Genomic DNA, 23,946 nt, shown 5'->3' on the forward strand with positions numbered 1-23,946 from the left:
TAAGCATGAGAGTAAAAATTTTGTCATAAACTATCTATATTTTGTTGATTGAGTACTAATTTAATAATAATATTTAAATTTTAACATTAATTTTAAAGTTTATTGATAAAAAAATAGCGACTAAAAAAATTAGTCGCTATTATTATTTATAAAACGTATTAAAAATTATTTCTTAATAGTTTTTATCGTTTGTTTAGAACCATCTTTCATTTCAAGAGTAACTAAATACATTCCTTGTTTCAATTCTCCTAAATGAAGTTCTGAAGTAGGATTTGCAATAGTCTTCACCAATCTTCCCGCGATATCTGTAACCAATACATTTTTAACATTCGCTACATCGGAAATATTCAATATATCTGAGAATGGATTAGGATAAACTTTGATGTTATTTTTAGCATCTTTTACTTCGTTTGTTGCTAAAACCAATGATGCGTCATAAGCAGATACTTTAAACTGACCTGTTGTAGTGGAAGAATAATTCCAAACACCCACCATCAACGTAGATCCCGGCGTTAATCCTGTAAGAGCTACTAAAGAGAAGTTACCATCTGAAGAGCTATCATCATCACAGCCAATTTGTGTAAGTGCTCCACAGCTTCCACTGTAAACACCTAAAACAGTATCTGTAACATTGGAACCAGAAACAGATTGAGTTTCAATTGTAATATTTCCACTTGCAGGAACTACTACAGAATACCATACATCTCTGTAACCAGTTGTCTGGCAAGAATGTGTAGCCGTAGCATCAGATGTAGCCGTAGCACCAGAGTTTGTAGCAGTTACAGCATTTTGTGCAAAAGTACCACCAGGCGTTAAAGCAATAGCACCAGAACATTCATCGTTTGCAGGCGGTGGAGGTGCTGTTGTAAAGCTTCTTTCGGAGCATCCCTGAGATGTAGACATAGCATCATACGCATTTAAGGTATAATAATAAGTTGTATTATAACTTAATGCAGTTGGAAGTGTATACGATGTTACATTTCCTAAATCCTGAGCATTCATAATATTGGAAGCACCAGCTGAAGTACCAATAGAAAGTTTATAGCCGGAAACTCCGGTTACAGCAGTCCAGGTAAATGTAGGTGTTACAGAAACGTTTGTTGCAGCAGCAGAAGGTGCAGTAACAGTAGGACAGAAAGATTTTGTCGTGAACGTTACAGGAACCCAGATTGACTGATCTGCAGCACTACAACTAGATCTCACCCAGAAATAATAAGCTGTAGCAGATGCTAAGTTAGGCAATGTAGTTGTTGTAGCAGTTAAGCCAGAAATTGTAGGCGTTGTAGTAGCAGTCGGAGCTGTATTTGTTGTACTGTAATACACATCATAACCATTCGCAGGTACAGGATTTGGTGCAGTCCAGTTTACAACAGCAGAATTATACGTTAAAGTTGCAGCAGGTACTGTAACCGCTGAAGGCTCTGAACATGTAGGAGTAATATTAATGTTAATATCATCTACGTATAAATTATATTGATTACTTACTGAGTATGCATTAAATCCAAAATAATAAACTCCAGATGCAGTAGGTGTAAAGTCTACAAAGTTAGTTGCTGCAGTTGCAGTATTAATACTTGGGTGATCTGCTAAAGCATTTGTCATACTGGCATTATTCGCTGAAGTACCATAAGCAACCTTTAGTTTTTCAACATACGTTGTACTGTTGTTTCCATAGGTGTACTTAATTCTGTAAGAAACTCCTGCTGTTAAGTTGATTCCCTGAGTATAGAACCAAGCATTTGCATCATTACTAAAATTGTACAGATAAGTAAGCGCTTTAGTAGTAAATCCATAACCAGCCGGAGAACTTGTTGTCCAGTTATTTCCTGTTCCTGCATTTTCTGAAGAAGTACAAGATGGCAACGCAGGTGTTGTTACACTTTCAAAATCCTGAACATAAGGAACACTTGTAGATGTACATGCAGTTGTGAAGCTCAAAGGACCTGCCCAAGAACTTGTAGATCCGGAACCGCAATTAGACCGCACCCATACATAATAAGTTGTGTTAGAAGATAAACTTCCTAAACTTTTACTTGTTGTTGTAGAAGTTCCTGTTGCGGAAGTCGCTGCCGTAGGAGCCGTATTAGAAGTAGATACATAATATTCGTACCCAGAAGCTGGCGCCGAACTAGGAGCAGTCCATGCAATATCAGCCGTTGAAACACCAACATTTGAAACCGTAGGTGCAGAAGGAGGTAAACAAGCAGGTGCAGCTCCTTGAGAAACCGTAACATCGTCAAAATAAACATAATTATCTGATGTGGACAGTCCTGATTTTGCCTCAAATCTTAAATAAACATTTCCCGAAGAAGGCAGACCTGTAATGGTTGCTGTCTTTGTGGCACAAGTTGCAGAAACAACGTGTGTTCCACTATTAATACTGTAAGCTGTCGTCCAAGGACCTGAAGCTGATGTGGACCATTGTAGATTAATTACACCAAAATCTGCAGCACTGGCTCCAGTAGTGTTACTTGAATACTGTGTAACTTTGTAAGAAAAACCAACTGTAAGATCTCCTCCGTTTGTTCCTGTAAGTGCTGGAGAAACAAGATAAGAAGATAGGTTATAATAGTTGTTTGCTCTTACACTTGCCGTACCATTACATGGGGTTGTAGTATTTCGACTGAAAGAACCAGAGCCACTTGTAGTCCATGAGCCCAAACCTGTGGGTTCCCAGTCATAGGTATACGAAATTTGCGCTGAAGCTCCTATTCCAAGAGCCATCATGCACGATAATAGAAATTTTTTCATGTTTAAGTAAAAATAAAATTAGGTGATGTAAAAGTAAAAATAAATTTTAATTTAATTAACCAAAACTTTATAAATAATTCATATTTAATACTAAAACAAATCATTATTAAACTAATTATTAAACAATCATTTGAATAGTTGAATAAATAACAATTTTAAAACTAAATATAATAAACTGTTTATCAAAAAGTTAATAATTAGTAACAATAATTAATTTACAACAATTAACATAATAATTTATTTTCGAATAACTTATAAAATTTTTATAAAAAAAATAGCGACTAATAAATTAGCCGCTATTATTCTCTATTAATTATAAATAATTAAATTTATTTTTTAATTGCTTTAATAGTTTGTCTAGAACCATCCTTCATTTCAAGCGTCACTAAATACATTCCTTGTTTCAACTCTCCCAAATGAAGTTCTGAAATAGGATTTGCAATAGTTTTCACCAATCTTCCCGCGATATCTGTAACCAATACATTTTTAACATTTACTACATTTGAAATGTTTAATACATCTGCAAATGGATTAGGATATACTTTGATGTAATTCTTGGTACCTTTTAATTCATTTGTTGCAAGTATTGTAGATTCTTTTAAGCTGATATCATCCAATAATAGATTATCATAGAAGTATCCATTACCCGCTACATCTTTATCTACCACAAATCTTACCTGTACAGTCTTACCAATATATGCAGTTGGCAAGACTAAAGATACTGTTCTCCAAGTCGATGCATTGGACGTGTCTGCAAAAATAGTTTCCCAAGTAGAAGAATTAACATCCTTGATATCAACCGTAAGTTTATTATTGTCATAAGCCGGCTGGCTGGTAGGGTTTACTCCCGTCCCATGATTCTTAAACCATCTGAACTCCAACGCAGGATTTGTTAATCCAGTTAAATTAACCATTGGTGTCATTAATGTCACATCATGAACTCCTGTGTATGGGCTGGACGCATCCACATAAGCAAACTGTCCTGCAGTATTATTCTGCCCCGCAGCACTATAAGTTGTACCATAGTCCTGAGTAGAACTACCAAATTGCCAAAGTGCATAACCCGTGTTATTTGTGCTTGATGTAGACCAACAATTCGGAGCAGCTCCTGAATTAAAGTTTTCAGTAAACGGTGCTGAGAAAGAGCTACATAAAGTTGTGAATACTGCAGAGCTTGACCATTGACTTAAATCTGAAGCACTACATTTTGATCTTACCCATACATAGTAGGTTGTAGCAGCAGAAAGACTTCCTAAATTCTGAGACGTTGTCATAACCCCAGTAATAGTAGGAACGGTTGCACCAGTAGGAGCCGTGTTTGACGTACTATAGTATATTTCATATCCATTAGCTGGTGCTGTCGCAGGAGAAGTCCATGCCAATGTTGCTCCTGAACTCGTAATCGCAGACGTATTTAAACCTGTAGGAACATCACATGTAGGAATAGATTCTACCACAAAATTATCAACAAAGAAATCATAATCAGGAGCATCATCTACTGTTCCATCACTTCCATACACTGCAAAAATTACATTATTCCCATTATAGGCTGTTAAATTAAGAGTATATGTATTTAAAGTATTACCAGGAGCATTCGAAGCATTCCAAGTCTGAAGAACCGTCCATGTAGTACCACCGTCAGTTGATACTACAAACTGTAAAACATCGTCAGATCCCATAGCACTTGAAGTCGTAACACCATATGCTGTTAAACCATAATCAAATTTAACTCTGTACCCCCCTGCAGACAAATTAAACGCAGGAGAAATCAACCAACCATTTCTAGCAGTTGAATACAGATTTATTCTTGCCGCACCTGTAGAACCGGAATTTAAGAATCCATCTTCTATCCAGTAGTTGGTAGTACCCGTTCCCGGTCCTGTTGCCGGTGATCCTCCATTTAAACGAGACCAGCATGCTCCAGGGAATGTAGAAAAATTATTTGTGTAACTTGGAGTATAAGCACCACAAACTGTCGTAAAGTTTCTTATAGTACATGAAGAAGAAATCGTTCCTCCATTATACGCATTTACCGTATAATAGTAAGTGGTAGAAGTATTTAGTGCCGTACTTAATGTATAAGTAGTAACATTTCCTACATCTACATTATTTAAAACATCAGTTCCTCCGGAAGTTGTTCCCATAGATATTTTATAACCTGTAGCACCAGTAGTAGCTGCCCAGGTAATTGTAGGTGTTGTAGAAACTCCCGTTGCAGCAGCTGCAGGAGCACTTACAGAAGGACAACTAATGTTTGCCGTAGTAAAAGATCTTTCGTTGCATCCGGTAGCACTTCCTATTGAATTTTTAGGTATTACAGTAAGATAATATTGCTGATTGAAGTTGAGAGGTGTACCTGAGGACACTGTATAAGTAGTAACATTTCCTACATCTACTCCATTCATAACGTCCGTACCTCCAGAACTTGTTCCTAAGTTAATCAGATAACTCGTAGCGCCATTTTGTCCTAAAACACCAGCCCACGTAAAAGTAGGAGTTACAGAAACACCCGTGGCATTGGCAGCAGGAGCAGAAATTGTAGTACATGCAGGAGCTGCAACAGCAGGAGGGAATGTAACATCAAATCCAATTACAGGTCTTCTGTAGTTCGAACTGGTAAGTGTTGCTGTAAAAGCACTGGATGTGTTTAGATACTTAGTGGTATTATTGTTTGTTGTAGAGATACAGGTTGTTCCATATTCATAATCCCATGTAATACTTGAAGAAGGAGCAGTTGTTTGAGTGTACTCTAGATATACTGCTAAATTACTTCCGGAAGTATAAGAAAAATTAGTTGTATGAGCAAACTGCTTAAATCCAGCAGCAGAACCAACAGCGGCGGCAGGATCTGAATCGTAAACCAATGTAGCAGTTGAAATTTCAGTAGCCCAGTCCGGAGAAGCAGAGCCAAAATCAGTCGCCGTAGTAAGTTTCAGATAAATTTTAAAATTGGTACCTGCAGGAAGAGAACCGGAAGTAGCAATCCTTCTGAAATAAGTTCCGGTAATTGTTCCTCCGTTTATAGCTGCAAGTTGTGAAGCAGGAAGAATAAAAGCAGTCCTGTTTTTGTTATTAGTCGTGGTAGTACTGTTCATTGGTCCGTACGTATTAGATCCAATCCCTGTTGAACAGGTCGTGACAGTAAAATTTTGTCCCTCATAGCTTTGATATACAAACAAGCACATCAAAAGCAAGAACAGAAAATTGAGCTTTTTCATTTCTTTAGCAAATTAAAATTAGGTACTGTAAAAGTATAAATAATTTTTAATTTAATTAACCAAAATTTCACAAATATTTAACATTTAACAACAAAAAATGCAATAAAATACATTATTATTAAACAATCATTTGAATAATTAAACTTATCATAATTAAACAACAACCCATAAGAAACTGTATATCAAACAGTTAAAAATTACTCCCAAATAATTGATTTACAATAATATAAAACTTAACATAAAAAATATAGACTGCCCTTTTTGAGACAGTCCATATTATATAGAATTAGTGAGTCCTATCCTATCAAATAATCTTTTGACATACCAATAAATTACTGACTCCTTTCGATATCCCTCAATATCGTACCATCAGCTTAAATTTCTTTTCTTTTTCATTTAATATCTGTAACATTCCCTTTCAAGGTTAACTCTGTAACTCCATCATTAAAATTACCCTCGACTAATATTGTAGCTGAGTTCTTTCCTAAAACTGCTTTTTTAGGAATAAAACGAGCCTTTATTTCAGTTTGCTGATTAGGCATAATGGGAATTTTTTTATAATCAACAACGGTGCAGTTGCAGTTTGGAAGTACTTTATTAATTATTAGAGGTTCATCCCCAATATTTTTTATTACAAAATTATAATTAACAGTATCTAAATAGGTAACATTTCCAAAGTCATATTCTCTGACAGGTATATCAGCTTTTCCTTTTAGCTCAATATAATAATACTTTTCTCTTTTGTGTGTTATTAAAGCTATTATTAACATGACTAAAATTAAACCTATAATTATGATAAAACTTTTTTTCTTCATAAATGTAATTAATTAGATGGAAACAAAACTTCTAAACCAATCATTGGATTAACAAATCCCATATTGCTTCCTGTTGAACCATTCCTCCATCCTGTGTTATGATAATTAGACCAGGTTATAGGTTTGTTTTTTTTGCTTACGGTATATCGAAACATGGGTCCGAATCGAGCATACTTGTCTACTTTACCTTGTGTATTAATCAATTCAACACCAATACAAATCCCATTTTTGGGGAACCTAATGTTATAATCTTCTACATCTATCCATAGCCTATATTTTTGGTTTTTAGGATTCACATATATATTTTTACTATATAGCTCTTCTCCGGGCTTATTATTAGTCTCATCATATTTGTAAAATTTAATATTAAACATAGCTACATAGTCGACATTATCTCTTCTTTTCAAATCAATATACACTCTTTTAACTTTTCCGCTCTTCTCAGAAACCGAGTTTTCGATATATACACAAGTTTCATATCCAATTAATGAAGTCATTCCAACATTACCTTCTTTGCTTTCTCCAAGCAGTTCCTTTTTATTGTAGTCAATTTTCTTTTGAGATAGCACCACCTCTTCAATATTGGAAACTTTTATATCAAGCGGTATACTTAGAATTACGTTCTCTTTATTCTTAAAACCGGATAGAGGAATTTTTTTTGGTTTATAGCCAAGTGTAGATACCTTTAACGTATCATAAATACTATTTCTTATATCTAATTCAAATTGTCCTATTTCATCCGAATAAATACCTTTTCCATTAATAAGAACAATATTTGCATAAGGTATTGGCTTCTTAGTCATTGAATCTGTAACAATTCCTTTTATAATTTGAGCATAGAAGATATTACAAATGATTAATAATAATGCTGTAACTATTTTTTTCATTCTTTTTAGTTTAAAACACCACCAAGTTATCACTTGGTGGATTTTGTAATAATTATGGTGTTGGTGCAGAAACTCCTTCTGGACACGATATAACTTCATAAGTATACCATTCAAACAAACCAAATAATGCTGAATGATAAATTTGCTTTCCAACACAACCATTATCCCAATAATAAGCCCATTCTAATCTCTTAGCCTCTACTTTTGGCGAAAAGAAAAAAGCTCCTGCGAAAATTGCAGCTAAAGCCACTTTTTTAAGATTTTTCATAATAAAATGTTTTTTTTAAATAATTTTTTAATCCCTACTTATTTCATCCGGAATCCCAAAAAGGTAATTTCCAGACTTTACTTTCAAAAGAAGATGTTATCTTCTTGATGAAGTAGGCAGGTTTTCGGATTGTCCCGCCATTGAAATATTTTATACTGTCTGTTCGATTTTTTATTACCAGTTTTCTCTAACAAGAAATAGCAAAGCTATATTATTTAAAACAGATTAAATCTGTGTTTTTTTTCTAAAAGCAAATTGATTGTCCGTTTATTAACCTAAAGCTTCGACAGGCTCAGCTTGACATCGTTAGAAATCAAGCGTTTAGTATTAGAGGTGTCACACTGAGCTTGTCGAAGTGCCTGTTATAAATAATTGATTTTCATATCAATGCATAGTAACAGGTTGTTTAACGGATATTCAAAAAAGTAATTAATTATACAATAATTATTTTAATAATTCAAAATGAATTTCACTGTAAGAAGCAATAAAAGATAATATGCTCCCTCAGGCGTTTGATCTTCGGATGCTCCCGAAAACACATTCCTTTGGGCGAAACGATTTCGGAACTTCCCGAAGGTGTTTTCCTTTTGGCGGAATACATCCGGCGGACTCCGAAAGTCTGCTCCCTTAGGCGGGACGGTTTCGGCTGTTCCCGACAGCTCCCTCCCTTCGGCGGTGGCTCTAGGAAGGCGTTTCCGGAGATTCAGGTTTCTGATCTTCTCCCCCGCTTTCTTCCGTACTGCTGTATTTGGTAACGGCAAGATTATATTGGTTTACCAGACTGCTGAGCTTTGCCATTAACTGATCGTATTCTGCATTCGGGGTAAGCAGGGCGTGAGCTTCTATATGCTGTTTCAGCGTTCGGTAAGCTTCCGTAGATGCTGTTCTGGCAGTAGCTAATACACCTGTTTCTACTTCCGAAAGCTGTACGGTACGGGCAATATACTTGTTGTTAAAATTCTGGTTAGAAGTTTTCAGCTCGTTTACCCAGTCAGCAAGTTGAAGCTGGGAGATTTTATCGCTGTGCTTTTCTTCCCATTCTGCTACGATGCTGTTAATAGTGGCTGTTTCCAACTGATACCGAAGCTTATAGATACGATCCCCAAAACGGTTAAGGATATCTAAAAGTGCAAAGGCATTGTTCTTGGTCTCCGGATCGAAATGGTACTGCCATGCTTCCAAAATCATCTTGATCCCGATAACAGCGTTGTCTCTCTGCGCATCCAAAGCCTGAATTTCCGGTGTAATATCGCTTCCCGTATAAGGCAGATAAGCATTATTAAAACTTTGTGCCGCTGTTTGCAAAACTGTTCTTTGACTGCCAATATTTAATTGGTCGGCAGTAGTTTGAGGCAAAAGTTCCAGTACATTGTTCACGAATTGCAGAAAATCTCCGTTACGGTATTTTTCCAGATTGGCGGTTGTAATCATTGTGTTATTTTAAAATTTTACAGGGCTAATTTATAAAAAAATTGAAAGCGTTTTTCTGTTCAGGTATATTTTACGAAAAAAATTTTAGACAACTTCAAAATTCGAGCTGCGATAAGGTTTTCATAGTAGAGAATTTTCATGAAACATTTATCAAAAAACAGAGGCTATCCATTGGGACAGCCTCTATAATTCATGCTTTGAGTATGGTTAATAAACTTTACTTTTTAATTGCTTTGAAAGTCTTTTTAGATCCATCCTTCATATCTAAAGTAATTAAATACATTCCCTGCTTTAATTCATTTAGATTAACCGATGATTCAGGATTAGAAATGGTTTTAATTAACCTTCCTGCAATATCCGTCACATAAACGGCTTTCACATTAGAAATATCAGATACATTCAAAATATCCGTAAAAGGATTCGGATATACTTTAATTTCGTTCTTCGTACCGGATAATTCGTTTGTAGCAAGCGGAGCGGTTACAATGAATGAATAATCAATAATTTCTCCCCTTGAGAAACCTAAACAAGGATCCGTTGGTGCACTGTTGTTGTAATTGATTAAAACCCTCATTCTGTAAGTTCCTACAGATGTATTTGCAGGGATGGTAAGTGTTGCACCGCTGGTCGTTGTAGTATAATTTGTTGTTGCAAACAGTTTTTCGGAAGCATCAAAAACATTATTCTGATTTAAATCTACCCATACAGCAACTCCAACCGTAGGTCCTCCCGCTGTTATCGAAATAGGAATAACCGTATTGGAAGAAGATTTCGCAATTGAAATATTATTTGAGCTCATCAGATTCTTATATCCGAAAGTTGCTGCACTGTTCGCTGTTGCAGAACTGTATGCCATATTCGTATTGGCAGTAGTGGATGTAAATGAGCTGATCCATGAATTCTGATTAGAAGTTGCAGGAGTACAGTAATTGCTTGTATAAAATCTTGTTCCGCCTTCCCATGCACTGTTATCAGTCGCAGTACATTTAGCTCTTGCCCATACGTAGTAGAATGTATCACTGGTTAGTCCTGTCAGGTTAGCAGTTGTACCCGTTCCACTTGTACTTATAGAATTTGAAGCATTTAAAACTGTTGTCGCTGTCGGTGCTGTATTGGTGGTGCTGTAATAGACATCATACCCTACTCCAACCGTAGAAGAAGGTGCCGTCCAGCTAATCGCAGCTCCGTTAGCTGAAGTGGATGCTACGGTAATTAATGTCGGATTATCGCAGCTTGGAATAGGCTGAATATTAATATCATCAATCCCGATTCCTCTGTAAGTTCCTCCTACACCGTGTCTGAACGCAAGATACTGATCTGTTCCCGCCGGAATATTTACCGTATACTGAGCCATAGTTGATGTTAAAGTAACCGCACTGATCTGTGTAAAAGTAGAAGCATCAGCAGGATTGCTTAACGTTCCCACCTGAAGCGTGTAACCTGAAGACCCTCCCGCAGCCATAAAACGAACTCTGTTTGCTCCGTTTGAAAGGGGTGTAATTTGTGGGGAAACCAACATTCCTCCTGCTGTAGTAGCTGTATCATTATATAAATAGTAGCCATTTGGAGCAGAAGAATTATACGATGTATTTACATAGCCATATCCCGCCCAAGACGACGGTTCCAAATATCTCCAGCAGGTAGGCGCATTTGTATTACTGCTGCTTCCCGTAGCTGTGGTATCGAAATTTTCAAATACCGGAAGAGAAGTTACAGCCGGGCAAACAGTTGTAAAGCTTCTCTCTGTACAGTTTAAAGAGCTTTGAGTTGCCGTATATGCTCCTACAGACCAATAATACACCGTACTGTAATTGAGAGAAGTTGGCAATGTGTATGTAGTTACATTCCCTACATCAAAATTATTAAGGACATCATTTCCGCCCGGCGTTGTTCCAATTCTCAGCTTGTAGCCTGTAACTGCAGACGAGGAAGAAGCCGTCCATGTAAAGGTAGGCGTAAGCGGAACATTAATAGCAGATGCTGCAGGTGCAGACTGTGCAGGACAGATAGAAAGTGTGGTAAATGTTCTTTCTGTACATCCTGTTGATGAAATCGTAGCATTATAGGCATTAACCGTATAATAATACTTTGTGTTATAAGTTAATTCTGTCGGTAAAGTATATGTCGATACATTTCCAACATTCAAATTATTTAAAACATCTGTTCCTCCTGAAGTTGTCCCCACAGATAATCTGTATCCTGTAGCTTCCGGATTTGCCGTCCATGTAAATGCAGGCGTTACAGAAACTCCTGTTGCCGCCGAAGAAGGCGCAGAAACTGTAGGACAGAAAGTTTTCGTCGTAAAAGAAGATCCTGAAACCCAAGAACTCTGCTCTGAAGCAGAACAACGGGATCTTACCCAAACATAATAAGTTGTACTCGGCGTTAAATTGGTTATTGTATACGTTAAGCCTGTTGCTCCCACAACATTGGGCGTTGCAGCAGCGGTAGGCGCTGTATTCGTCGTGCTGTAATAAATATCAAATGCCGGTGCAGGATTTGCCATCGCCCAGTTTACCGGAGCTGTTGTAGACGTAGTTGTTCCGGGAGTTACAGAATCCGGGAACATACAAGGAATGACAGAAATATTTACATTATCAATATAAATATCGTTGCTTCCGTTATCTCCTGTAGCCATAAATCTTACAATCGCGGTCGGACTGCTCGTTCCCAAATCTGCATATTTGGTAGCCCATGAAGCAGAAATCCCCTGAGTAGAACCCACCTGATTGAAAGTGTTTCCGCCATCTGTAGAAACCAAAACTTTTAAAACATCAGTTCCTGAAGTATTCTGATAATCGTAAGACAACAGCCTCGATCCTGTTCCTGAGGATAAATTGATATACAAATCCATGTATCCTGAAGCATTGATCGTATTGTACGAATGGAATCTTGCTGCCGGAGCTACACCCGGTGCTGCAACAGCAATATTTCCGCCTAAACTTGTCCATCCTGTTGTACTTGCGTAACCACTTACTGTAATGTCACTTGCTCTCCATGAGTTATCTCCTCTCGAAGGCCAGGTTCTCCAATAGTTGGCATTGGGAAGATCGCCTATGGAATTTCCGTTTTCCCATGTACTGAAACTTTCAGTAAAAGGAATAGAGGCATAATTTACAGGAGGTGCAATCCATGTTCCCGGAGAATAAGTAAAGGTAAGACCGGAAGCAGGTACAGTTGTAGAATTGGCAGTTCCTAAAGTAACTGAATCTGTACTGCCGGTTCCTATGGAAGTTGCCGTCCAGTCTGTTCCTACTCTGTTGTTGGTATCGGAAGCTTCCGATCCTCTTATTCCGACCTGTCCCGTTAAGACTGCAGTACCGGAAACACAATTTCCGTAGACAATGCTTACGTTATTAGAAGTTAAATCAAACTGAATCTGAAAATTAAGAAGCTGCGCAGCAGATGCTGCACTTCCCTGAAGATCTTTAAACTGGACTATAAATTTAGAACCAACTGTTTCGTAGGAAATTTCAGAAGTTGTAGTATTGGCATTTTTAAGATTGACTGCAAAACCGGCAAATGCACCTTCGTAAGGAGTCGTGGTATCTGTAGAAAGCCCTGTGTAAGTGGCCGCCAAAGCTGGTGTTCCAAGGGTTACAAAACCATTATTGCTAAGGTAAACAGCATTATAAGATTTACCATTGAATTTAAAAGCTGATGGTAAACTAATTGCAGCAGAAACAGCATCCGTTCCTAAGGTGGCTCCCGACTGCCAAACTGTTCTGGAGGCTGAAAGCGGTGTGTAGGTTCCTGTAGTCTGCGTAAATCCGTAGCCGTTATTGGTATTCGGATTGGTTGCCTGAGGCGGTCCCACCTGTGCAAACGTTGCCGATCCCAAGGCAAGAAGACACGTGAGTAGAATTTTTTTCATATATCAATAAAATTAAGGGCGGTAAAAATATAAAAATTATTCATTAAACCTATTAAAATTCAGAAATTCATCATTATTTAATGTTAAAAAGCTAAAATATTTTAATAAAAATTAAACATTCATTTGATTTTAACAGAGAAATAAAAAGTGGGATTTTAAAGTTGATTTATGTTATGGATTTAAAAGATCACCAAAATAAAAATGGCTAAAAATCTGATCAATAGATTCTTAGCCACTTTAAATTTATATCACGTAGTTTTAAACTTAATTCAGATAAAATTCATATTTATTTAAAAGCTGAATTTCTTTAATCAGTTCACCGCTGAGATTTACAGAATGCTTCATCGACTGTACTTCGAGATGTTCTACCTTCGAATCTTCTTCCACATTTTTGAGATAAAATTTCAGCTTCTGATTTCCCTGATTTCTTTCTAAAACTTTTCTGAAAAAATTCAGATCTTCCGGTCGGAAATCCATGACATCCATCACCAAAGAAATACTTTTCGCAAATCTTTCAAAAGCTTCCTGAAGCTCTATGACATCCGTAACATTTACAAAAACCCTTCCGTCTTTTACCTGAGCAAATTTAATCTTGAAAATAACAAACCGCTGAACCTCCAGTTTTTCTTTCAGCTTCATGTAATCACGGTCTCCCAGTCGGAAAGAATAAGAACCGGAATAGTCTTCCAGCGTTACAAAAGCCACTTTTTCTCCGCTTCGGAAACCATCTTTTACCACATATTCGGTAATCAGACCGGCAACAGTGTATTCTTTCCCGCCACCGCCGTTTTCTCTTTCCTTCTGTAATGTTTTCCAGTCTTTTTTCTTCTCTTCGAATAATTCTTCCTGCTTATTTGCAAAAGCCTGTTCTTTATAAGCATCTACCTCATCAAGATTCAGGAAGTGGAAAACACCTTTTGGTTCTGCTTTTTTGGTGACTTCTTCAATGAGTTCCTCTTCTTCACCCGCAATGACATCATCGGAAACAATTTCCGCAAGTTCAGATACATCTTCAGGAGCGTCCTGCTCTAAAATCGGAACCTCATCAATTACAATTTTCGATTCGTCTTCTTTTTCCAGAACAGATTTTTTGGAAAGACTTCCCTGTATAAACTTGAACTGATATTTAAATTCATCCAAAGGATGCGCAGAAAGATAGAATCCTATGGTTTCTTTTTCCTTATTCAGCTTATGCATATTCGGCCATTCCGGACACGGAGGCAGCTTGGGCTGCTCGATCTGAACTTCCTCTGCAAAATCTGCAAAAAGAGAATGTTCCATTTCATTTTTACTTTCCTGAAAGCTTTGTCCGTAACGGATCAGTCTTTCCAGATTGGTTCTTCCCGCCATATCGATATCAAAATACTGACCTCTGTGGAAATTGTCGAGTTCATCAAAAGCTCCTGCCAAAACCAAGCTTTCCGCCACTCTTTTATTCATTTGTGAAGGCAGAATTCTTTCGAAGAAATCATAGATATTTTTAAATCTGCCGTTCTGTCTTTCTCTTGTAATGGCTTCACTCGGACCTTCACCAATACCTTTAATGGCTCCCAGACCAAAACGGATCTGTCCTTTTTCGTTTACCGAGAATTTATACTGAGATTCATTCACATCCGGTCCCAAAACATCAACACCCATACTTTTACAGTCTTCCATGAACATGGTGATGGAATCGGTGTTGTTAATGTTGTTACTCATCACACTCGCCATATATTCTGCCGGATAATTGGCTTTTAAATAAGCGGTCTGATACGCAATAAATGCATAACACGTAGAGTGAGATTTGTTAAAGGCATACTCAGCAAAAGCTTTCCAGTCGTTCCAGATTTTCTCTAAACGTTCTTCGTTTAGGTTATTTTTTCTTCCGCCTTCGATAAATTTCGGGTACATTTTATTAAGAACGTCGATCTGCTTTTTACCCATCGCTTTTCTCAGCGTGTCGGCTTCCCCTTTCGTGAAATTTGCCAGTTTTTGGGATAAAAGCATTACCTGCTCCTGATACACCGTAATTCCGTAGGTTTCTTTTAAATATTCCTCTGTTTCCGGTAAATCATAGACGATTTCTTCAATTCCGTGCTTTCTGTTGATGAAGTTCGGGATGTATTTTATCGGACCGGGACGGTATAATGCGTTCATGGCAATAAGATCGGCAAAAACGGTAGGTTTCAGCTCTCTCATGTACTTTTGCATTCCGGGACTTTCGTACTGGAAAATCCCGACTGTTCTCCCCTCTTTAAACAACTGATAGGTTTTTGCATCATCAAGCGGAATCAGATCGGGATCAATATCCACTCCATGTCTTGCTTTTACAAGTTTTAAAGCATCCTTGATGATGGTTAAAGTTCTCAGCCCTAAAAAGTCCATTTTCAGAAGTCCTGCACTTTCCGCCACCGAGTTATCGAACTGCGAAACCAGAATATCGGCATCTTTTGCCGCAATAGTTACCGGAACCAGATTACTTACATCTTCCGGTGTAATGATAACCCCACAAGCGTGAATCCCTGTATTTCTGATGCAGCCCTCCATTTTTTTAGCACTCGCCAAAACACCGTGACGCGCGTCATTCGGGCTGTCGAGAACGTAGCGCATTTCGTCAACAAGCTGTTGTTCTTCAGGTTTTAATTTATCGTATTTTGCTAAAGCTTTCGCAATATTCATTCCCGGTGTGGAAGGAATTAATTTAGCAATATTATTCGTGTCCGGAATCGGAACATCCAAAACCCTTCCCGCATCTTTAATCGCAGATTTCCCTCCCAGAACCGAGTAGGTAATAATCTGGGCAACCTGTGTTTTTCCGTATTTATCGACTACCCATTTGATGATTTTATCTCGTCCTTCATCATCAAAGTCGATATCAATATCGGGCATGGAAACCCTTTCCGGATTCAGGAATCTCTCGAAAAGGAGATCATATTTAATGGGGTCTACGTTTGTAATTCCGATACAGTAGGCTACTGCAGAACCTGCCGCAGAACCACGACCGGGACCTACCCAAACGCCCATATTTCGGGCTTCGTTACAGAAATCCTGAACAATCAAAAAGTAACCGGGATATCCTGTATTGGCAATAACTTCCAGTTCGAAATCCAGACGTTCTTTTATCTCATCTGTAATTCCTGTTTCTACATATCTTCTTTTTGCCCCTTCGTACGTTAAATAGGTAAGATAAGCCATCTCACCGCGTTTTCCGCCGTCAATTTCATCTTCGGGATGAATAAATTCTTCCGGAATATCGAATTTAGGTAGAAGAACGTCTCTTTTTAAAGTATAAGGCTTGAACTTTGCGAAAAATTCTTCATACGCTTCGAATGCATCGGGATACGTTAAAAACGCTTCCTTGATTTCATCCGCCGTTTTCATGTAATATTCTCCGGTTGCAAGTCCTCTTCTTTTTCCAAAACCTTTTCCTACAGGCGTTGAAAGCTTTTCTCCATCTTTGATGCAGCTTACAATATCCTGAATATTAGAATCGTCTTTATTGGTGTAGAACGTTTCATTCTGCGCTAAAATTTTAACATTATATTTATCGGCAAAATGTAATAAAACATCATTTAAATGCTCTTCTTCCGGCAGTTTATGGTTCTGGATCTGAACATAAAAATCGTCTCCGAAAGTATCTTTCCACCATCTGAAAAGCTCCTCCCCTTTCTGTTCACCCGTATTCAAAATGGCATCCGGAATATCTCCGTGAATTCCCGAAGTTAGGGCAATCACTCCCTCTTTATATTCAGCAATCAATTCCCTGCTGATCCTCGGAACTCCAAAATAAAATCCTTTAAGAAATCCGATACTGGATAGTTTGGCTAAATTTTTATATCCGTTAAAATCTTTTGCCAATAAGACAACCTGCGTTCTTCTGTCGGGATCATCTTTGGTAAACTGCTTCTGCTCGTAACGGTCTGAAATATAAAATTCGCAGCCCACAACAGGAATCAAGGGTTGTGAAACCGGCTCCGGTTCATTGAATTCTTCGCCTTTTTCTTCTGCTTCCTGTTTTTTAGCGAGGTATTCTTTATGCTTTTTTGCACGGTCGCCGTTTGCGCCTTCTACCGCAGAAACAAATTTGAAAGCACCCATCATATTTCCCAGATCCACCATTCCGACGGCGGGGAAATTATCATCAGTTGCTTTTTTAATTAAATCGTTGATGCTTGTGGTAGCCGTTAAAGTAGAGAAAACACTGTGGTTATCAAAGTTGAAATATTTTCCGAGATCGATCTCATCAATACTTCCGAAATCCTGCTGTTTCTTCTTGTTGTGAAAATCCGCAACCTGCCTTCTGATAACAATATTGAAAGGTTTTATCGGATCAGGATACAGCGTTTTAAAATACGCAAGCTGATCTTCCGAAGTTTTCAATACTTCCGCAGGAATGACACCGATTCTCATCATTTCGAAGAAAACCTGAGCCGTGGCATTTACGTCGGCTGCTGCGTTGTGGGCTTCATCAAATTTATGACCGTATAATTTTTCGTAAAGCTCTTCCAGCTTTGGAGCTTTGTACCTTCCTCCTTTTCCGCCTCCCAACTGACAGAAATCTGTTCCCACAATCATGGTATCGGCTTTTGGCTTTTCCTGAAGGTTGTCTTTAATATTTTTACGGTAAAATTCGGCTCCTACAATGTTGTAATCGAATTCCACATTGTGTCCGGAGACCACTCTTACTTTTTCTAAAACTTTAGAAAATTCATTTAAAATTTCTTCAAGATCACGACCTTCCTCATTGGCGATTTTTGTTGTAATCCCGTGAATTCTCGCGGCATTGAAGGGAATATCATACCCTTCCGGTTTTATAATATAATCCTGATTTTCAATTAATGTTCCGTCATCATCATGCAACTGCCACGCAATCTGCACCATTCTTGGCCAGTTATCTGAATCTGAAAGCGGAGCGTTGAAATTCTTCGGTAAACCTGTGGTTTCTGTGTCAAAAACTAAATACATGTAATTTTTCTAGCTTTTATTAAAAAGAGAATGTAAAGTTACTTTATTTTTTTGAAGGAGTGTGTGTTTTAGAGCCATTTTAAGAGAGTTTGTATTTTCAGGCTATTTACATTTAAAAAGAAAAAAAACATATTTATTATATAATTTTAAGATTCATTAAAATTATACATAATCATACAAAATATTATCAATTAATTATGTGACTTAATGAGTTTTACATATATTTGTCAACTAATTATTTGTAATCATTAAGTGGCATGAAGAGAAATCTAATCTTGATTAGTACGTTGCTTTATCTTTCAACGTATGCGCAAAAAAATAATGACAATTTAAAAAGAGAATTTGAACAGCAAAAAGTTGAGAACGAAAAAAAGTTCGATGCCTATGCTGAAAGGGTATATGGGAAAAATCCTGACGCAAAAACGAAGGAAAAAATTGATTCTTTAAAATCCCATCTTGGAGGATTTAACTTTGATATTCCTTTTTTTTTGCAGGAACAGGATACAAGACAATTAATGAATTCCAATTCCGACCAGTTGAATTTGTCTGGAGGAGTTGCTGGCCTTACTGGTGCTTTTAACGGAGAAAATATAAAGTATACAGTATTTGACGGCGGAAGAATATACGAATCTCATACAGCTTTCAATAATGCAACAGGAAGAATTACCAATAAAGAGGCCAGCACACAAAGCTATTCTGACCATTCTACAGGCGTAGGAAGTTTCATCGGCGGGAAAAGTGTTAATTTGTCCAGCGGAGGTGTTGCTGTAGGGAATACTAAGGGAGTTGCTGTAAATTCAACAATGGATAGCTATATGTTTAGTACAACCACTTTACCCGGTGATACTTCAACAAGCAATGTTTTTCAAAAAATATTGGTTTCTCAACCTAACATTTCTAACCACTCATATGGGGTAAATTCAGGATGGACAGAAAATTACGATAATAATGGCAATATCAGTTCTTATGTTTACAATGGTTCTAAAGCAGGAAATACATTCTATGATCTTCAGGGTACTTATAATACCAATGATTATAATTATGATATGCTGGTAAACAATAACCCTTCTCTTATAATTGTAAAATCCTCGGGGAACTATTTTAATATGGGACCAGGTAGTGCTTCCTCAGCCATTCCAAAATATTATTCCTCCTCAAGCGGTTCATTAGCATTCAGTTCCAGTGATACAATCCCGCCTAACAATTGTTCTCAAGGATATGATTGCATAGGAACAGGATCTTTGGCAAAAAATATTATTGTAGTAGGTGCTACAGATATAATTAGTACCAATAATTTCCGATACACAAGCGCAACTGATGTTGTACATTCCGACTATAGCAGTGCTGGTCCAAGAGATGACGGCGGAATAAAACCGGACATCTCCACAGTTGGAACAGATGTTTTATATGCAGCCACATCCGCAACCGGTAGTAACACATGGGCAGCAGGAAGCGGCACATCATTTTCCGCCCCTATTGTAACGGGAATTATCGGACTATGGACTCAGATATATAAACAATTATTCAATAACGCTTTACTAAACGCGGCTTCAGCAAAAGTACTTACCATTCATTCTGCATCTGAGGCCGGAAATATCGGACCTGATCCATGGTTCGGATGGGGCTTTATTAATGCTAAAAAAGGAGCGGAATTATTGGTAGGCAAATCTAACAATACTGTTTTCTTTGCAGATGAAACGCTGAACAGCGGAGTTAAAAATAGTAAAACACTTACTGCAACCGGAAGCGAACCCTTAAAGGTTACCATCAGCTGGATCGACCCTAAATATACTCCTAATTACCAATTTGTATCTGATGTTTTCAATAACAGAACATCTAAACTGATTAACGATCTTGATCTGAGAATTATAGATCTTACTACCAATACGGTGTATTATCCGTGGAAACTTGATGCTAACAGTCCTTTGACCCCTGCAACAAAAGCAGATAATACTGTTGATAATGTTGAGCAGGTTGTAATAGACAATCCTATTTCTGGCAGAAGCTACAAAATTGAGATTACAAATAAAGGAACACTAGTTAATGATTCGGGAGTTGCGGCTCCACAGAACTATTCCATCATGGTAACAGGACAAACACAGTCCTCATTATCAACAAGCGATATTATAAAAGATAATGGAATAATAATAGCTCCGACTCTTACAAAAGATTATGTAAAAGTAATAAAGTCTCCTAAGAGATCAACATATAATGTATACGATCTTTCCGGGAAAAAACTTAAGAGTGGAACCATTAAAAATGAGGAAGAAAGCATTGATCTGACTTCTTACATCAAAGGAATATATATCATTGAGGTTAAAACAGACAAGGATACTGTTTCTAAAAAAGTAATTAAAGAATAACCACGATGTTATTTCAATAATAAAAAATCTTCAAAACACTAACGCTTGTTAGTGTTTTGTTTTTTTGTTTATCTTTGCTTTCTATGGAAAATACACTTCACGAAAAGGTTTCTCAAGATATATTACTCAAGGCTTATAACCATATGATGCTTGCCAAAGCAATGGCGGATATTTATGAAGAAAACAGAAATGTCTGTAAATATGTTCATAGTACATCAAGAGGTCATGAAGCCATTCAATTGGCAACAGCTTATCAGTTAAAAAAAGAAGACTGGGTTTCTCCTTATTACCGGGACGAAAGTATACTTCTCGGGATTGGTTTTGAACCTTATCAGTTGATGCTTCAGTTACTAGCAAAGGCCGACGATCCTTTTTCCGGAGGTAGATCTTACTACTCTCACCCTTCCAGCAGGGACGAAAATAAACCTAAAATTATTCACCAGAGTTCTGCGACAGGAATGCAGACCATTCCTACAACGGGAGTTGCGCAGGGAATTAAATATATTCAGGATTTTGAATTGCAGGATTTTGAAAACAATCCGGTGGTGGTTTGCAGTCTGGGAGATAATTCTGTAACGGAAGGTGAAGTAAGTGAGGCTTTACAGTTTGCTGCTTTACATCAGCTACCGATTATTTTCCTTGTTCAGGATAATGAGTGGGGAATTTCCGTAACCAAGGAGGAAGCAAGGACGTGTGATGCCTATGATTTTGTAGCCGGTTTTACAGGTTTAAGCAGAATGAGAGTGGACGGAACTGATTTCGTGGAAAGCTTTGAAGTAATGAAAAAAGCGGTGGATTTTGTAAGAACTGAAAGAAAACCTTTAGTGGTTTGCGCAAAAACAGTTTTAATTGGTCACCACACATCCGGAGTACGAAGAGAGTTTTACAGAGACGAGGAAGATTTAACCAAACACAGAGCGAAGGATCCGGGAAATATTCTAAGAAATCATTTGATTGAATCCGGAGTTGATGAAGAATTATTAAAACAGATTACGAAAAAAGCCCGTCTTGAAGCTGAAGAAGCTTTTGAAAAGGCTAAAAATGCAGAAGATCCGAAGCCTGAAAGTGTAATGAATCATGTTTTCGCACCGACACCGATTACGGAAGAGGTAGGAACAAGAGAACCAGCAGGCGGAGAAAAAATAGTGATGGTAGATGCTGCGATTCATGCCGTTCAGGAATTGATGTGGAAGCATCCGGAAGCTTTGCTGTACGGACAGGATGTTGGGGAAAGAATCGGAGGGGTTTTCCGTGAGACGGTAACATTAGGAAAAAAATTCGGCAGCAAAAGGGTTTTCAATACCGCGATTCAGGAAGCTTATATTATCGGTTCTACAGCGGGAATGAGCGCAGTAGGATTAAAACCGATTGTTGAAGTTCAGTTTGCTGATTATATTTATCCGGGAATCAATCAGTTAATTACAGAAATTTCAAAATCGAGTTATTTAAGTCAGGGGAAATATCCTGTAAGCAATATCATCCGTGTTCCAATCGGAGCTTACGGAGGTGGCGGTCCTTATCACAGCGGAAGTATTGAAAGTATTTTAGCGAATATCAAAGGGATTAAAATTGCTTATCCGAGCAATGCGGCAGATTTCAAAGGTTTATTAAAAGCAGCTTATTACGATCCGAATCCTGTGGTTATGCTTGAACATAAAGGATTGTACTGGAGCAAGGTTCCGGGAACGGAAGATGCAAAAACCATTGAACCTGCGGAAGATTATATATTGCCTTTCGGAAAAGGAAAAGTAATTATTGAAGCGGATAAGGAAGAAACCGAAAAAGGCAGAACTTTATTGATTGTCACATACGGAATGGGCGTTTACTGGGCAAAAGAAGCAGCGAAAAATTTCAACGGAAGAGTTGAGGTTATCGATTTAAGAACCCTGATTCCTCTGGATGAAGAACTGGTTTTTGAGAGAGTAAAAGCGCATGGAAAATGTATCGTTTTAACGGAAGAGCAATTGAATAATTCTTTTGCGGAAGCTTTTGCACACAGAATTTCGAAAAACTGCTTTAAATATCTTGATGCACCGGTAGAAACGATGGGTTCTCTGGATGTTCCTGCGGTTCCAATTAATTTGGTGCTTGAAAAGGAAATGCTTCCGAATGCGGAAAAGCTATCCAATAAAATTGAAGATATGCTGAAATATTAATTCAGTTTAAAATAAAAATGTAAGCCTCTAATTTTTTAGAGGTTTTTTTGTGGCTTAATTTCTTATATTTATGTACTGTTAGCAAAAGGTTTTTTAAATTCTGTTTCAAAAATATGGTATCTGTTTTGCTTAGTCTTTTGCTGATTCGAAATTAAATTGCACAAATATGATTACAACAAAATACGTCAATTACAGACAGGTTCTCAATTTATCAGGATTTCATGTGATTCTGATTTCAATCTGGTGCACTTTAATTGCTGTGCTTTTTCACTTTTTCCATTGGGACTGGATGATTATTCCATGGGTTCCGGTAGCATTGATTGGTACTGCGGAAGCGTTTTTAGTTGGTTTTAAAAATAATCAGGCGTATGACAGGTTGTGGGAGGCAAGAAAAATTTGGGGCGGAATCGTTAATTCCAGCAGAATGCTCGGATCGATGGTATATGCTTTTCATACTTCCAATGAAGAAGCGGAAAAGTCTGATCTGGAAGACCGAAGAAAAAAGATTGTTTTCCGTCATATTGCATGGCTGTATCAGTTAAGGGAACAACTCCTGATTCCTACTGAGTGGGAACATATTAAAGTGGAAGAAGACCAGCTTAAAAATGTAGACCATAAGCGTAACCGACTGATAAAAGCAGGTTTTCCGGATTACGGAAGAACGCCAATTTTCCTGAATAAATATTTATCTGAAGAGGAAACTGAATTGCAGTCTCAGTATAAAAATTTTGCGACTTACCTTATCGCTCAGCAGTCGAAAGATGTTAATGAGCTTAAAAATATGAGTGCGATTTCTGATTTTAATCAAAAGCAATTGCAGGATTGTCTCAATGAATTCTATACATTGCAGGGACAGGCGGAAAGAATAAAAAAGTTTCCTTTGCCAAGACAGTTTGCAAGTACTGCTTTTATTTTTAATATCATTTTCATTATGCTTCTTCCGTTAGGTTTGGTGAGTGAATTTGCCAAATTGGGAGACTGGGGAATATGGGTCTCAATTCCGTTCTGTATTACGATTGGCTGGATTTATATTATTATGGAGCTGGTTGGAGATTATTCTGAAAATCCTTTTGAAGGTCTGATGTTTGATATTCCAATGCTTTCGATCTGCCGGACGATTGAGATTGATCTTCTGCAAATGACGGGAGAAACGGATTTGCCTGATCCTATTGCTTCTAAGAATGGGGTTTTGGTTTAACTGATTGTCTTCAATTGAAATTAAGACCGTAGTTTAGCCCC

The 23,946-nt window shown here is 37.5% G+C and carries 11 protein-coding genes; 3 read left to right on the forward strand and 8 right to left on the reverse strand.

The window, feature by feature from the left end; all coding sequences use genetic code 11:
• Positions 1-165: 165 nt before the first annotated feature.
• The 8 genes from QWT87_RS18900 to dnaE all read right to left on the reverse strand — a co-directional run bounded on the left by QWT87_RS18900 (position 166) and on the right by dnaE (position 18,188).
• Positions 166-2,751: a fibronectin type III domain-containing protein gene (locus tag QWT87_RS18900; RefSeq protein WP_302718050.1), complete on the reverse strand. Its 2,586-nt coding sequence runs from the start codon at positions 2,749-2,751 to the stop codon at positions 166-168.
• A 329-nt stretch (positions 2,752-3,080) separates the two neighbouring features.
• Positions 3,081-5,846, reverse strand: coding sequence for a fibronectin type III domain-containing protein (locus QWT87_RS18905; RefSeq protein WP_302718052.1), 2,766 nt, complete (start codon positions 5,844-5,846; stop codon positions 3,081-3,083).
• A 515-nt stretch (positions 5,847-6,361) separates the two neighbouring features.
• Positions 6,362-6,784 (reverse strand): DUF1573 domain-containing protein, encoded by a 423-nt coding sequence (locus QWT87_RS18910; RefSeq protein ID WP_302718054.1) that lies wholly within the window; start codon positions 6,782-6,784, stop codon positions 6,362-6,364.
• 8 nt (positions 6,785-6,792) lie between these two features.
• Entirely contained in the window at positions 6,793-7,671 is an 879-nt protein-coding gene (locus QWT87_RS18915) for a carboxypeptidase-like regulatory domain-containing protein (RefSeq protein ID WP_302718056.1), read from the reverse strand.
• Between the two features lie 52 nt (positions 7,672-7,723).
• Positions 7,724-7,939, reverse strand: a complete 216-nt coding sequence (locus QWT87_RS18920) for a hypothetical protein (protein ID WP_302718058.1) — start codon at positions 7,937-7,939, stop codon at positions 7,724-7,726.
• Positions 7,940-8,620: 681 nt separating this feature from the next.
• The gene (locus tag QWT87_RS18925) at positions 8,621-9,370 is read right to left on the reverse strand and encodes a DUF6261 family protein (protein WP_302718060.1); all 750 of its coding nucleotides are present in this window, start codon (positions 9,368-9,370) and stop codon (positions 8,621-8,623) included.
• Positions 9,371-9,587: 217 nt separating this feature from the next.
• On the reverse strand, positions 9,588-13,244 hold the full coding sequence (locus QWT87_RS18930) for a GEVED domain-containing protein (protein WP_302718062.1): 3,657 nt from the start codon (positions 13,242-13,244) through the stop codon (positions 9,588-9,590).
• 264 nt (positions 13,245-13,508) lie between these two features.
• Entirely contained in the window at positions 13,509-18,188 is a 4,680-nt protein-coding gene (gene dnaE / locus QWT87_RS18935) for a DNA polymerase III subunit alpha (protein ID WP_302718064.1), read from the reverse strand.
• 257 nt (positions 18,189-18,445) lie between these two features.
• Between dnaE and QWT87_RS18940 the strand changes: the two genes are divergently transcribed.
• From QWT87_RS18940 to QWT87_RS18950, 3 genes are all read left to right on the forward strand, one after another.
• Positions 18,446-20,551, forward strand: coding sequence for a S8 family peptidase (locus QWT87_RS18940; protein ID WP_302718066.1), 2,106 nt, complete (start codon positions 18,446-18,448; stop codon positions 20,549-20,551).
• An 83-nt stretch (positions 20,552-20,634) separates the two neighbouring features.
• A complete protein-coding gene (locus tag QWT87_RS18945) occupies positions 20,635-22,707 on the forward strand; it encodes an alpha-ketoacid dehydrogenase subunit alpha/beta (RefSeq protein ID WP_302718067.1) in 2,073 nt (690 codons plus the stop codon).
• Between the two features lie 166 nt (positions 22,708-22,873).
• Positions 22,874-23,905, forward strand: a complete 1,032-nt coding sequence (locus QWT87_RS18950; RefSeq protein WP_185206218.1) for a bestrophin family protein — start codon at positions 22,874-22,876, stop codon at positions 23,903-23,905.
• The last annotated feature ends 41 nt before the right edge of the window (positions 23,906-23,946 follow it).

The organism is Chryseobacterium urinae, from assembly GCF_030518295.1.
Taxonomy (GTDB): Bacteria; Bacteroidota; Bacteroidia; order Flavobacteriales; family Weeksellaceae; genus Chryseobacterium; species Chryseobacterium mucoviscidosis.

Coding starts and splice junctions, on each gene's coding strand:
- QWT87_RS18900 (WP_302718050.1), bottom strand. CDS start 2,751: ATGAAAAAATTTCTATTATCGTGCATGATGGCTCTTGGAATAGGAGCT.
- QWT87_RS18905 (WP_302718052.1), bottom strand. CDS start 5,846: ATGAACAGTACTACCACGACTAATAACAAAAACAGGACTGCTTTTATT.
- QWT87_RS18910 (WP_302718054.1), bottom strand. CDS start 6,784: ATGAAGAAAAAAAGTTTTATCATAATTATAGGTTTAATTTTAGTCATG.
- QWT87_RS18915 (WP_302718056.1), bottom strand. CDS start 7,671: ATGAAAAAAATAGTTACAGCATTATTATTAATCATTTGTAATATCTTC.
- QWT87_RS18920 (WP_302718058.1), bottom strand. CDS start 7,939: ATGAAAAATCTTAAAAAAGTGGCTTTAGCTGCAATTTTCGCAGGAGCT.
- QWT87_RS18925 (WP_302718060.1), bottom strand. CDS start 9,370: ATGATTACAACCGCCAATCTGGAAAAATACCGTAACGGAGATTTTCTG.
- QWT87_RS18930 (WP_302718062.1), bottom strand. CDS start 13,244: ATGAAAAAAATTCTACTCACGTGTCTTCTTGCCTTGGGATCGGCAACG.
- dnaE (WP_302718064.1), bottom strand. CDS start 18,188: ATGTATTTAGTTTTTGACACAGAAACCACAGGTTTACCGAAGAATTTC.
- QWT87_RS18940 (WP_302718066.1), top strand. CDS start 18,446: ATGAAGAGAAATCTAATCTTGATTAGTACGTTGCTTTATCTTTCAACG.
- QWT87_RS18945 (WP_302718067.1), top strand. CDS start 20,635: ATGGAAAATACACTTCACGAAAAGGTTTCTCAAGATATATTACTCAAG.
- QWT87_RS18950 (WP_185206218.1), top strand. CDS start 22,874: ATGATTACAACAAAATACGTCAATTACAGACAGGTTCTCAATTTATCA.